This is a genomic window from Aquimarina agarilytica ZC1 (genome assembly GCF_000255455.1).
GTDB classification, from domain to species: domain Bacteria; phylum Bacteroidota; class Bacteroidia; order Flavobacteriales; family Flavobacteriaceae; genus Aquimarina; species Aquimarina agarilytica.
Window position 1 is genome coordinate 169,630 of the sequence record NZ_JH621250.1, and the last position, 13,846, is coordinate 183,475.

Genomic DNA, 13,846 nt, shown 5'->3' on the forward strand with positions numbered 1-13,846 from the left:
AGTGGCTTTGAAATGTTTTTAATATTAAAAGAATACCTATTCTTCGTTAAGTCGAAGCGTTACTGCGTTTTTATGCGCTTGTAAACCTTCGGCTTCAGCCATAAGTTCTATGGCATTTCCTATAGCATGTATACCTTTTTTTGTTATTTTTTGAAATGTCATACTCTTCATAAATGTATCCAAATTGACACCGCTATAATTTTTAGCATATCCATTAGTCGGCAAGGTGTGATTGGTTCCCGAGGCATAATCCCCGGCACTTTCGGGAGTATAATTCCCTATAAATACCGAACCTGCATTGGCTATACGATCCACATAAAAGTCTTCATTTTTTACACAAATAATAAAGTGCTCCGGGCCATATTCATTAATTAAATCCAAGGCAATTTGATCACTTTCTACATAAATCAACTTGGAGTTTTTTATGGCTTCGGTGGCAATTTCAACGCGTGGTAATATGGCTAATTGTTTGTCCACTTCAATTTCAACCTCATCCATTAGTTTTTTGGAGGTGGATACCAAAATTACTTGACTATCTTTTCCATGTTCTGCCTGACTTAATAAATCCGAAGCCACATAACCGGCATTGGCACTATCATCGGCCACCACCAATAGTTCACTTGGACCAGCAGGCATATCAATAGCTACCCCGTGTTTTGTGGCTAATTGTTTTGCCACCGTTACAAATTGATTTCCGGGACCAAATATTTTATATACTTGTGGTATGGATTCGGTTCCAAAAGTCATCCCTGCAATAGCTTGGATTCCGCCTACTTTACAAATTTTGGTAACACCACATAAATTAGCGGTATATAAAATGGCTGGATGAATTTTACCCTCATTATTGGGTGGGGAACACAATACAATTTCTTCACAACCGGCTATTTTAGCGGGTAATACTAACATCAAAATAGTTGAGAACAAAGGAGCTGTTCCTCCGGGGATATATAAACCTACTTTTTGAATAGGGCGTTTTTCCTGCCAACAATCCACACCAGGCATGGTTGCTACTTGTACGCGTGTTGTTTTTTGCGCTTCGTGAAAACGAGTTACATTCCCTTTTGCTAACTGAATAGCCTCTTTTAACTCTTTTGTTATCAAGCTTTCCGCTTCCGTAATTTCTTCGGCAGTAACTAACATATTAGTTAACTGAACGCCATCAAATTTTTGAGTATAGGTAGCTATGGCTTGATCTCCATTCAAACGCACCTCATTAAACACCTCCGCTACTGTGCCCTCAATATCTGCTACCGTTTGCGTAGGTCTTTTTAAAATTTGTTCCCAATCTGCTTGAGATGGATTGTATATTTTGTTCATTTTTTTATAAAAAAGCTATTAGCACATGGCCTTTAGCGTTTAACTTAACAAATTATTCATTTACTTTTGTACTAAAAGCTAATTGCCATTAGCCCAAAACACTTTACAACACCATTTTTTCAATTGGGCAAACCAAAATACCTTCGGCACCCGCTATTTTTAATTCGTCAATAACTTCCCAAAACTTATTTTTCTGAATCACCGTATGTACGCTACTCCAACCTTCTTCCGCCAAGGGTAAAATAGTAGGACTACGCATGCCCGGTAATAGCTTTAGTATTTCGTCTAGCTTATCATTAGGTGCATTTAGCAATACATATTTTGAATTACGCGCCTTTAAAACGGACTGGATTCGGAATTGCAACTTGCTTAAAAGTGCTTTAGCTTCTTCCGATATTTTAGGCGATACTGCCAACACCGCTTCCGAAGTTAACATCACTTCCACCTCCTTTAAATTGTTTTTAAACAAGGTGCTTCCGCTAGAAACGATATCACAAATGGCATCGGCCAAACCAATATTTGGAGCAATCTCTACAGAACCAGAAATTTGATGAATTTCATAACTAATTCCTTTGTCGGCTAAATATTGATCAACCGTATTAGGGTATGAGGTGGCAATTTTTTTACCATCTAAATCCTTAATAGAAGTATATTCTGCTCCCTTTGGCACTGCTAAAGAAACCTTACATTTAGAAAAGTTTAAACGCTCGGCAATCGAAATATCCTGACCTTTTTCAATCAATACATTTTCGCCAATTATAGCAATATCCACAACGCCATCACGTAAATATTGAGGAATATCCCCATTACGTAAAAACATTACTTCCATTGGGAAATTTCGCGTTGCTGCTTTTAATTGGTCTTTACCATTGTCAATAGAAATTCCGCAATCCTTAAGTATTGCTACAGAATCTTCATTAAGTCGACCACTTTTTTGAATAGCTATTCTAATTTTTGTCATAACAATTGTTATTGTATCCATTTAAAAAATTAAACCCGTTTGAGGTAAACTCAAACGGGTTTAAAATATGCTTACATGTTTACATACCAAACTACCCCGCTTGAGCGATTAAGTAGTAATGATGGTGATGTGCACATGAATAATTCATTTTCTAATTTTATCTAATTTGGACTTATTTATAAGTACGCAGCAAAATAAATAAATTATTAAACCAATTTCAACTTATTACGTACATTTTTTAAGTATACATCCCCTAATTCTATCTATTTCCAGTTTTTATGCTATTTTAGTCTTTGTTATTCTGAATTTTATGAAGCGATTGGCGCTTAGTTTTTTTGTTTTCTCTATTTGGGCAGCTTTAGCAAGCACCTATTACGCATGCATTATTCAAGGCTTGTGCACTACAGATACGATTACAGCTATTCCAACTGATGAACTACAAAAAAACACTACACAACCAACTATACTTACAAAAGCCAATACAACTCCTTTACTTAACAAAACCGATACGATTACTAATCAATTCGCTGCTGCAGAAGATACACTCGATTCCATCACTAGGAACACAACATTTCCCCAAAAGAGTAAGGATACCTTAAAGCCAAGCCAATTTAGTGTGTACTACAAAGGCGAATTGGTTATTTATTTTCCTAGTAATTTTAGAATTTATGAAAATTCTGATCGCATACAGATTCCTTTTGACATGAGCACCTACGGGCATGCTATTGCCAAAGAAATGGACACCAAAAACTTACTCCTTAACATAACTGGCTATCATAATAAAAATGAAGCTGTTGAAATTGGCAAGGATCGCGCCATGGGTATGGCAGATCGTTTAATTAAATTAGGAATACACGATTCATTAATTACCACCAAAACACAAATTGCCTCATTTGATTATAACAAAAATGGAAAATTTAAAGGAGGAATCACTTTTGACTTTAAGGCTTCGGAACTCCCTGTAAATTTAAAGCATATTGGTTATAATGCTGTTGAAATACCTACTATTGAAAAAATTGAATTTCAAAACACTCCTATTACCTACCCAAATACCACTGAGCTTTCTAAAAATACAATTACTGAAAAAACACTACTTAAAAACCCAACACTGGTAGTCAAAGAAGAAATAACTGTTCCGAAAGAGACTATTAACAATCCAGCAAGCTACACGGTTACCCAACTTAACTTTAAAAATGCTAAATTTAAGGGATCGAGAGGTTTAAAAAGTTTTCTATTACATCATACATCGGTAAAAAAGATACAATTGATTGGGTACACTAATGAAAATGAAAGCCCCGATGAAAATTATCAAGCTGGATTAGCATTAGCTACTAGCGTACAATCCTATGTTTTAAAAAAAGGCTTATCAAATGCCAGTATGCATATCACCGCTTTAAAAACTCAAAAAAAAGGAACTCCATTGGATTTCGGAGTTACATTACTAATTGAATAGATCGCTATGTTTGAAAATATGACTCCTATGGATAGACCTACTGCAATTTTTGAAATTGTAGCTCTATTATTGATCTCATTTGTGTTAGGTTATATCTGTGCTCGCATCCCTTTGACTTCGGGTAATTCGGATTCAAAAACTAGTATTCCCAGAAAAAAAACAAAGAAAGCACATGAAATGATTAGTGATATTGATCCCAGAGATATTATTTCGGAACCTACCACCATTAAAGCGGTTCTCACAAGGGACCGAAAAGGAAATGCCATTGCTCCTCCTATAAAAAATAATGACTCAAATTCCGATATCCAAAACGCTAACTAATACCACCAATTAACAACTAACTTTTAACTCCGTTATGCCAACAACTACTAACTCAAAAAAGCGAAATTATTTATATCAAATCACCATTATTGGAGTACTATTTGCTGTTTTTGGGTTTGTTACTTGGGTAAACGGTATATTGATTCCCTTTTTAAAAAAATCCTGCGAGCTTACCGATCAGCAAGCTTTTTATGTAACTACGGCTTTTTTTGCTGCTTATTTTTTCTTGGCCATCCCATCATCGTGGATTTTAGATAAACTAGGCACTAAAAAAGGAATGTCCACCGGATTAGTTATTATGGCTTTGGGCTGTTTGGTATTTGTTTCGGCCGCAGGCAGTCGCTCCTACCCTATATTTTTATTAGGCCTGTTTATTGTTGGTATGGGATTAGCCCTTTTGCAAACGGCTGCAAACCCTTATGTAAGTCTTATTGGCCCCATTGAATCTGCCGCTACGCGAATTAGTGTTATGGGTATTTGTAACAAACTGGCAGGTATTTTGGCTAATGTATTGTTTGGTTCTATTTTATTAAAAAACGCTACCGAAATTCAAACCAAAATAGATAATGAAACCAATCTCGAATTAAAAAATCAATTACTTGATAACTTAGCTAGCCGGGTAGAAACTCCTTATATAGTTTTAGGCGTTTTTTTATTAGTGATTGCTGTAGTTATCTACAGATCATCATTGCCTGATATTAAAAGCCAAACCTCGGATACTAACCCAGATAGTATGGATATTTCCGAAGGTAAAACTTCTGTTTTTCAATTCCCGCATGTACTCCTAGGAGCTGTTGCCATATTTATGTATGTAGGCGCCGAAGTTATGGCAGGTGATTTAATTACTATTTATGGTAAAAACCTTGGCTTTTCGGATGATACTTCAAAATTCTTTGCTGTATTTGGATTAGTAGGTTTACTTGTAGGGTATATTACCAATATTATATTGATTCCTAAATACATGAAACAAGAAAACTGGCTCACCATATCTGCCATTTTAGGGATTGTATTAACCATAGGCTCTTATTTTGTTACTGGTTCCTACGCCGTTGGTTGTTTAGCTACTTTAGGCTTTGCCAATGCCGTAATGTGGCCTGCTATTTTTCCATTAGGCATTAAAGGCATTGGAAAGTTTTCCAATATAGGTTCCGCCCTACTCATTATGGGAATTGTAGGTGGAGCTTTAATTCCGCCATTTTACGGATGGCTGTATCACGAAGGAAACATTTTTGGCTTCGATTTTAAATCTGCTTTTGTATTTGTGATGCTTGTTTGCTATAGCTACATTTTATGGTTCGGTAAAAGAGGCCATCGTATTGGTTTTCCTAAGGTTTAGACTTATCCATATAAGTTTGCCATTTAATTAACACATATTTTATTTTGCTAGGTTCTTGCACCTCTAAAAAACCAAATTCATAGCAAAATAAATAGACTTGTCCTTTTTTATTTTTCCAGTAATGAGTAAAATACTTTGGGTTAAAACCAGCATCCAGCAATTTTTGTTTTCGCACTGTAGCTAATCCTGCTTTATTGTACTCTTTTAAAATTCTTCGATTCAATTTCAATTGCTTATCAATAGCAACGTATAATACGATTTACTAACAAAAATTTCGCATATATGCTGTTTCTTTTTCACTATTCTGGCGTTAAAAAAAGCAATCGTAACTAAGGCTATGCTTGATTTTTTTGCCTTAGACTAATAAAAAATAATTCAGCATATTTATACGAAATTATTATCAGTAAATCGTATAACTTATCTTTCTTATGTTTATTTTCATTATAATGATATGCTGACCTGCAATGAGGTGAACAAAACTTTTTACCTAACCTCCCAAACAAAATTTCATCACAATACAAACAAGTAGTATCCATCGTATTAATCATTGAATTAAACGTTTAATATACGTATAAATACACAGTTATAATTTTATTTATCATTCTTTTCATTGAATTTTGGAGACAATGAAACATTCTCATTTAAAAAATATCACCCTAAAACACCTACTCATTAATGACATTAAAATGATTGGGTTGTTATTTTATCCTGACAAGGTCATTCAAGCACTTATAAAAGAACTCCCCAACCCTAAGTGGCATGCGAAATTAAATATGGTTTACATTAAAAACACCAAAGAAAACCTTGATCTTATTTTCGAAAAATTTAAAGGGGTAGCTTGGATCAATACTTCCTATTTTTTTAAAAACAACCCCTTACACAATAACAATAACAATAACAATGATGCCTCATTATTTAAGCGACGAGTTTACCCAACTGACTATAAAAAATGCCCAGATAGTTATATTCAAAAATTGATTTTAAAAAAATATGCATTAAATACTGTAAACTCTTATGTTTCGGCATTTGAAGCTTTTATAAACCACTACAAATCAAAAGAACTAAACACTTTAAATGAAGTAGACATTAGGGCCTACATACAACTACTTATAAAACAAGGCAGGTCAAATTCAGCCATAAATATATGTATCAATAGTATTAAATTTTACTATGAAATTGTATTGGATATGCCTAATCGATTTTATGAAATTGAACGTCCCAGAAAGCAAGAAAAACTACCCGAAATACTATCAAAAAAAGAAGTGATTGCCATTATTAACAACACTAATAATTTAAAACACCGTTGTATAGTAAGCCTGTTGTATTCAGCTGGCTTACGCCGAAGTGAATTATTGAATTTAAAACTTACCGATATTAATAGCGAGCGCATGCTCATACACGTAAAGCAATCAAAAGGAAATAAAGACCGCTATACATTACTATCTAAAAAGGTGCTATTAGAACTGCGTGAATATTTTAAATTATATAAACCTCAAATTTATTTATTTGAAGGTAAAAAAGGAATTGCTTACAGTGCGGCAAGTGTTGTAAAAATTGTAAAACGTGCCGCAAAAAAAGCCGGCATTTATAAAAAAGTTACTCCACATATGTTACGACATTCATTTGCCACACATATACTAGAATCTGGTACCGATATAAGATACATTCAAGAATTATTAGGGCATAGTTCCACAAAAACTACAGAAATTTACACCAGAGTTGCTACAAATAATTTGCAGACCATTAAAAATCCACTAGATTAGCTCTTTATATAAAAGATATATGTGTAACTAGGTACACTTATACAATTGTTAGGTTTAATTAAAAAAAACAAAACTTAAGATTAGTTTAATGATTCTATATTTATATATTTGCAAATAGAGTCATCAAATTAATCTAAAATGAAAAGTCTAAATTCTTTTTCTAAAGAACAAATAATTAGTAAAATAAGATTTGAAAATCCATGGTGGGAAAAATCAGAAATAGACGATTATTATTCTACTATGAAAAAACGTCTATATTTTGATTTATTCTCTCCTTTGGTTTATGAAAAAAGTGTTAAGAGGGCGGTAGTATTAATGGGACCAAGAAGAGTTGGGAAGACTGTTATGCTTTTTCATTTAGTTCAAGATTTAATTGATAATGGAGTTTCTCCTAAAAGAATATGTTATTTATCAATTGAAAATCCTATTTATAATGGCTTATCATTAGAAGAACTTCTTCATCGTTTTTTAGACGTAACTAATCAAACCCCTTCCGAAGAACATTACATAATATTTGATGAAATACAATATTTAAAAGACTGGGAAGTACATTTGAAAACGCTAGTTGACTCGTATCATAAAATTAAATTTATAGTTTCAGGTTCAGCCGCAGCTGCTTTAAAATTAAAAAGTAATGAATCTGGTGCTGGAAGATTTACAGATTTCATGCTTCCTCCTTTAACTTTTCATGAATATATTGACTTAAAAGGGTTGTCTAACCTAATTACATTAAGAGAAAAGGAATGGAAAGGGCATATTGGTAACTATTTTCATACTGATGATATTGAAGAATTTAATAACCATTTTATTGACTATATCAATTATGGAGGTTATCCAGAAGTTTCTCTTTCTACAGAAATTCAATCCAATCCCGGAAGATACATTAGAAATGATATTGTTGATAAAGTATTATTAAGAGATTTACCTAGTTTATATGGTATAAAAGATGTCCAAGAACTAAACTCATTATTTACAACTATAGCTTACAATTCTGGAAATGAATTTACATATGAACAATTATCTATTAGTTCAGGTGTGGCTAAAAATACGATTAAAAGATATATTGAATATTTAGAAGCTGCATTTTTAATCCGTGTAATAAATAAGATTGACCAAAACTCAAAAAAATTTAAAAGAGCAACCTCTTTTAAAATATACCTAACAAATCCATCATTAAGGAGTGCTTTATTTGCTCCAATTGATAAAACAGATGATTTTATTGGCAATATGGTTGAAACAGCTATTTTTTCACAATGGGGTCATAATACTGGTTTTACACCTTATTATGCTCGTTGGAAAAGTGGAGAAGTCGATATAGTAAGTCTATCAGCTGAAAAACAGAAACCATTATGGGCTGTTGAAATCAAATGGAGTAATCGTTTTGTAAAGAGTTTAAGTAAATTATCAAATATAAAATCCTTTTGCCAGAAAAATAATTTAGATAGAACATTGGTCACAACCTTAAATATTGAAGAAATAAAAGATGATGATGGAATAACATATGATTTTACTCCATCCAGTCTTTATTGCTACACTGTTGGAAGAAATGCGATTGAAAGAAAACTAAACCTAACAATGGCTATAACGCATTAAAACGCGTCATAGCCTAATCGTTACCAACTATATGGAAAAATTACCCAAAGGAATCACCGGGTTTTGGAAAATTGGAGAGGAAGTGCCTCCTTCAACTGATAAATCTTTGATAGAGAATATAGTTGATAAACTTCAAAAAGAAATATTGTTTAGAACTATTGTATTAAGCGAACCACAAGCTGATAATAATTTCTATATAATTTCTGCATTTGCAGATAAGGAAAAACATTTTATTGGAATTAACTCTTCATATCCTTTCTATTGCGGAGTAAAAAGTATAACGGATTGGACAACAATTGAATTTTATGATTTACCAAAATCAGTGACGGACATTCTAAAAAGCGAATTAACGGAATTGAAAACTGATTTCTTAAATAAACAATTGAAAAAAGAGCATCTGACTTTACTAAGTAAAACGGAATTAGAGCAAATTGAATACTGGGAAACGGAAAGAATTGGAAATGTAATCTTTAATAAATACGATTAAAAAGATACAGTTGGTAACATTATATATGAAATCAGAGCAAAAGTTTAGTACTAGATCGAAAGGTTATTTCCTTTTTGTGATGGCGCTAGATTTTTATAAATTAAACAAGAAATAAAAATGCACAGATAGATCAATTGGTTAAGGCTTGCTTGCCTTGCTCCGATTCATATATTTGGCGTTGTATGCCATTGCGAAAAAGCCACCGCACAAATAGCACATTTGGTTTTTACCAACACAAAGGCAAACGCTGAAAAACCAAAAGAGCTATTTCAAGCCTACGCATATTGAATGAATAGAATAGAAAAAATAAAATCAATTGTTGAATGGATTCTTTCCTTAGTATTCAAACTAAGATTGAGAAAAACCTATTGGAGTATTGCAGTACCTATAGGAATAGTGATTCTGGGTGAAATTGCTAATAAGTTAGAATTCATTGTAAAGGCTACTTACAAACTATATTCAGAAGCAGGTGATACATGGCTAAAAGTACTTTGGGGTGCAGTCCATTTTTGGGTAAGTATTAACCTTCCCTGGTGGAGTGTAATGCTCCTCTTTTTAATGCTTATTCTATTTACATATGTTTGGTTGCAGGAATTAAAAGCTAAAAAACAAGGGGTTGAAATTTCGGCAGAAGATATTTCAAATGGTTTATTTAAAAGACTTTCAAAAGAGATTGACGATAAGATTGAAGTAATAAAGTCAGAACTAACATTTCAACCAGATCAAGACTGGTTTCAAGAGCAATGTAAATCATCAATACATGATCTTGGAAAAAGGTATACACCAGAATTAAATGTAAAACTTGAAGTTTCCGAAATCTTCGAAGGAATTGGAAGAACCGAAGAGTTCAAAAGGAAAGTAACAAAGCTCTTTGATCAGTTTCTGATAAAAGGAAAAAAGATATTAAAAGATCAACCTGAAGTAAAAGAAAGTCTTGAGAGTTTAGAAAAAGCCTTTGATGGATTAAAGACTTTGTTTCATAAAATTGAATTCTTAGGAACTATCTCTCTTCCAATAGATGAATTCGAAAGTTTGTTAAATGATGCTCAGAGTTCAGCTCAAAAAATTTATGATTATTATATAACGGAAGAAAGAAAACTTCAAAAAGAAAAAAATGATTACCAATATTATCATAAACACGGTACTGAGTTAAGAAATATTAGAGAGTTTGAACATGAGCTTTCGACTTTTCAAGATTTAATTCATGGTTCTTCATTTAAACTTGCGAATAATCCTTTTTTGCTTTTAGATGGTGAAGCTGGTATCGGGAAGTCACATTTGATTGGAGATATAGTATCAAGAAGAATTAATAAAGGACATGAAAGTGTTTTTCTTCTTGGTCAGCATTTTGTAACCGAAGAAGATCCGTGGACACAAATTTTCAAAAGACTTCAAATCAACTCTAAATCTGAAGATTTTCTTAGAAAATTAAATCAAAGAGCTGAAGAGTCAGGAAGGAGAATAGTTCTTTTTATTGATGCTATCAATGAAGGAAAAGGCAACTATTTCTGGAATGAGTTTGTAAAAAGCTTCATTAATGAGATAAAGAAATATGAATGGCTTGGTCTTGTATTAACAATAAGAACTTCCTACAAAAATTTAATTTTTCCTGAAGTAGAAATGTCCATTCTTGACATAGTACAACATCATCACTATGGATTTAGGAATATTGAATATGAAGCAAGCAAATTATTTTTTGATAATTATAAAATTGAACTGCCTAATGTGCCATTATTGCACCCTGAGTTTCAAAATCCACTCTTCTTAAAACTATTTTGTGAAGGAATCAACAAGGCTGGATTATCCCGAATTCCTGATGGTCTTCAAGGAATCACCTCAATTATTAACTTTTTTGTCAAAAACGTAAATGTTGTTTTATCAAAACCAAAAAGAGTTGGGTACTCAGATAGTTTAAACCTAGTGCAAAAATCCATTTATGCTTTAATAAAGTGTAAAGTTGACAATAAACTTAGATATTTACCATATGAATTAGCACATGAACTTATTAATGAATCCATTTCAAGTTTTATTGACAAAAAAGGATTTATAGATGAATTAATTACTGAAGGTGTACTATCAAAAAACCTTTTTTGGAAAGAAGAGAATGATTATGAAGAAGGGGGTTTATTTAGCATATGAGCGATTTGAAGACCACCTAACTGTTAAGTATTTGCTCGAACAATTTTCTGACTTAGAGAAAGAGTTCAAAGAAAATGGTGAACTCTATAATTATGTAGAAAACGAAAATGCAATTTACAGACATAAAGGACTAATTGAGGCTTTTTCTATTCAAGTTCCTGAAAAAAATGGATATGAGTTTTACACCCTTATTCCTGATCTTAAAGATAAAAATCCAATTATCGAATCTTTTGTTGAAAGTTTACTTTGGAGAAAGGTCGAAACCGTTAATGAAGAATCAAAAAAATATGTAAATGAGCATGTGTTTTCCTACCAATGCACACATGACTATTTCTGGGAAACTATACTTGCGGTTACAGGAATTCCAAACCATTTTTTTAATGCTCATTCTTTGCATAATCATTTGATCAAACACTCACTACCTGACCGAGATGCCAACTGGACTCAATTTATAAAACATAGATACACTGATGAATCGTCAGTAAAACGTCTTATCGATTGGGCTTGGAATCAGACAGATAAATCACACATTTCTGACGAATCAATTTTGTTATCTAGTATCACATTAACATGGTTTCATACTTCAACGAATAGAGAACTTAGAGACTGTTCCACAAAGGCATTAGTTAGCTTACTTCAAGATAGACTTCATATACTTATTAAACTCCTTAAAAAGTTTGAAACGGTTAATGACCCGTACGTATACGATCGTTTGTTTGCAGTTGCCTATGGGTGTGCAATAAGAACAAATAAAAAAGAAGAGTTAGCAAGTCTAAGTGATTATATATATCAAACAATCTTTAAGGATAAAGATGAAGTTTACCCACATGTTCTTCTTCGTGACTATGCACGAGGAGTAATTGAGTTCACCAATTTTTCTGGTTTTAAATTGCCATTTGATATAGAAGATGTTAGACCTCCATATAAAAGTTCATTTCCCGACCAAATCATGACAAATGAGGAAGTTGATAAAAATTATAAATTTGATTATGAGGCAAAGGACTTCAAAAAACATTATTGGTCTCAGAATTCGATAATTAGTTCAATGACCACTGAATATGGAAGAGGTACTGGTGGGTATGGTGATTTTGGACGATACACTTTTGAAAGTGCATTAAGATCATGGGATGTCAACACAAACGATCTTAGCAATCTTGCTATCGAGTGGATTTTCGAAAAATATGGTTACAATGTTGAGAAACATGGAGAGTATGATAAAAATACAAACTCACATGACAGAAGAGCATCAACAATAGAACGTATTGGCAAGAAATATCAATGGATTGCTCTTTACGAAATGGTAGCTCGAGTTTCCGACAATTTTAAGAAATACGAAGAATGGGGGTTTAATAAGGAAAAAGAAGAACCCTACCAGGGGCCTTGGAGCCCGTACATAAGAGATATCGATCCTACCATGTTAATCTGTAAAACAGGAAGTTATGATGAAGAAATACAGCAGGAATTCTGGTGGGTTAACAACAAAATATTTAACTGGGATTGTACAAATGAAAACTGGGTAAGTGATTCAGAAACTTTGCCTAATATGGAAGATATCATACAGATAAAAGATGATAAGGGAGAAGAATGGTTAGTATTGGAGGGTTATCCCTCCTGGTCAGAACCAAAAAAAATTGGTGAAGAAAAATGGGATCAACCACATAAGGAGCTTTGGAGTCATATCAGAAGTTATTTAGTTAAAGATGATGAATTCAATTCTTTTAAAGATTGGGCTATCGAACAGGAATTCATGGGGCGTTGGATGCCTGAAAGTGGTGACAGATACGAAATGTTCAGCAGAGAATATTATTGGTCACCTGCTCAGGACTATTTTATGACTGAATATTATGGAGGCACTGAATGGACAGAAGTTCATGACAGGGAATCAGGGGAGTATATAGCAGAAGTCAATGTAACTGCTCAAGGCTTTTTATGGGAGGAAGAGTTTGATAAATCAAAAGAAGAAACCATTAGCTTTTTGAAACCAAGTACCGTTATTCATAAGGGTATGGATTTAAAATATAGTCTAAGCGAGGGAGAGTTTGTTGACAACTCCAAAGTGGTACAATGTTTTGCACCAAATGTCTATCATAATTCAAAATCTTATTTAATTGTTCGAAAACATTCTTTTTTGAAGTTTCTAAATGAGAACAAATTAAAGATAGTTTGGACAGTATTGGGAGAAAAACAAATAATTGGCGGACGATCTTTTGGAACTAACTATCTAGGAAGATTAGAAATCAGTGGAGCTTATTATTTTGACGGAGAAGAATTAAAAGGAGTGATTCACACTAAGAACACCTGACGCAAGCAATCATACACATTGTCAAGTCGCTCAAAAACCAACCGCACGAGCCAAAACTTGTCAAAGAGTATGTTTGCCCCAACGCTGAAAACGAAATGAATAAAATAAAAACGGCATACAACACATAAAGCATTCGTCTTGCCGATAGGCTATAGATGAATGCGATGTTGACTG

The 13,846-nt window shown here is 33.1% G+C and carries 11 protein-coding genes; 8 read left to right on the top strand and 3 right to left on the bottom strand.

The genetic code is table 11. The features are described 5' to 3' along the window. Positions 1-36: 36 nt before the first annotated feature. Together hisD and hisG are read right to left on the bottom strand one after the other, a co-directional pair. A complete protein-coding gene (hisD, locus tag KQA_RS0204535; protein ID WP_010178541.1) occupies positions 37-1,317 on the bottom strand; it encodes a histidinol dehydrogenase in 1,281 nt (426 codons plus the stop codon). A gap of 103 nt (positions 1,318-1,420) precedes the next feature. Next, on the bottom strand, positions 1,421-2,278 hold the full coding sequence (gene hisG / locus KQA_RS0204540; RefSeq protein ID WP_010178543.1) for an ATP phosphoribosyltransferase: 858 nt from the start codon (positions 2,276-2,278) through the stop codon (positions 1,421-1,423). 310 nt (positions 2,279-2,588) lie between these two features. Between hisG and KQA_RS0204545 the strand changes: the two genes are divergently transcribed. Genes KQA_RS0204545 through KQA_RS0204555 form a run of 3 tightly spaced genes read left to right on the top strand, consistent with a single transcriptional unit; the run spans position 2,589 to position 5,388 of the window. Next, positions 2,589-3,731 carry an outer membrane protein gene (locus tag KQA_RS0204545; RefSeq protein ID WP_010178545.1) on the top strand — a complete coding sequence of 381 codons (1,143 nt, stop codon included), beginning with the start codon at positions 2,589-2,591 and terminating at the stop codon, positions 3,729-3,731. Between the two features lie 27 nt (positions 3,732-3,758). Then, entirely contained in the window at positions 3,759-4,052 is a 294-nt protein-coding gene (locus tag KQA_RS0204550) for a hypothetical protein (protein ID WP_232285851.1), read from the top strand. Positions 4,053-4,086: 34 nt separating this feature from the next. Next, positions 4,087-5,388, top strand: a complete 1,302-nt coding sequence (locus KQA_RS0204555; protein WP_010178549.1) for a sugar MFS transporter — start codon at positions 4,087-4,089, stop codon at positions 5,386-5,388. On the opposite strand, the gene KQA_RS18510 is transcribed toward KQA_RS0204555, so the two are convergent. Beyond that, positions 5,378-5,611, bottom strand: coding sequence for a hypothetical protein (locus KQA_RS18510; protein WP_232285852.1), 234 nt, complete (start codon positions 5,609-5,611; stop codon positions 5,378-5,380). The two genes, KQA_RS0204555 and KQA_RS18510, sit on opposite strands and share 11 nt — an antisense overlap. A 463-nt stretch (positions 5,612-6,074) precedes the next feature. On the opposite strand from KQA_RS18510, the gene xerA reads away from it, so the two are divergent. The 5 genes from xerA (at position 6,075) to KQA_RS20475 (ending at position 13,672) form a co-directional block, all read left to right on the top strand. Continuing rightward, on the top strand, positions 6,075-7,151 hold the full coding sequence (gene xerA, locus KQA_RS0204565; RefSeq protein ID WP_010178553.1) for a site-specific tyrosine recombinase/integron integrase: 1,077 nt from the start codon (positions 6,075-6,077) through the stop codon (positions 7,149-7,151). Between the two features lie 138 nt (positions 7,152-7,289). Continuing rightward, on the top strand, positions 7,290-8,744 hold the full coding sequence (locus KQA_RS0204570) for an ATP-binding protein (protein ID WP_010178555.1): 1,455 nt from the start codon (positions 7,290-7,292) through the stop codon (positions 8,742-8,744). A 31-nt stretch (positions 8,745-8,775) separates the two neighbouring features. Beyond that, on the top strand, positions 8,776-9,231 hold the full coding sequence (locus tag KQA_RS0204575) for a hypothetical protein (RefSeq protein WP_010178557.1): 456 nt from the start codon (positions 8,776-8,778) through the stop codon (positions 9,229-9,231). A 288-nt stretch (positions 9,232-9,519) separates the two neighbouring features. Next, positions 9,520-11,370 (top strand): hypothetical protein, encoded by a 1,851-nt coding sequence (locus tag KQA_RS20470; protein ID WP_198283104.1) that lies wholly within the window; start codon positions 9,520-9,522, stop codon positions 11,368-11,370. Further along, entirely contained in the window at positions 11,342-13,672 is a 2,331-nt protein-coding gene (locus tag KQA_RS20475) for a hypothetical protein (protein ID WP_198283105.1), read from the top strand. The genes KQA_RS20470 and KQA_RS20475 overlap by 29 nt, the downstream gene beginning before the upstream one ends. Positions 13,673-13,846 lie beyond the last annotated feature (174 nt).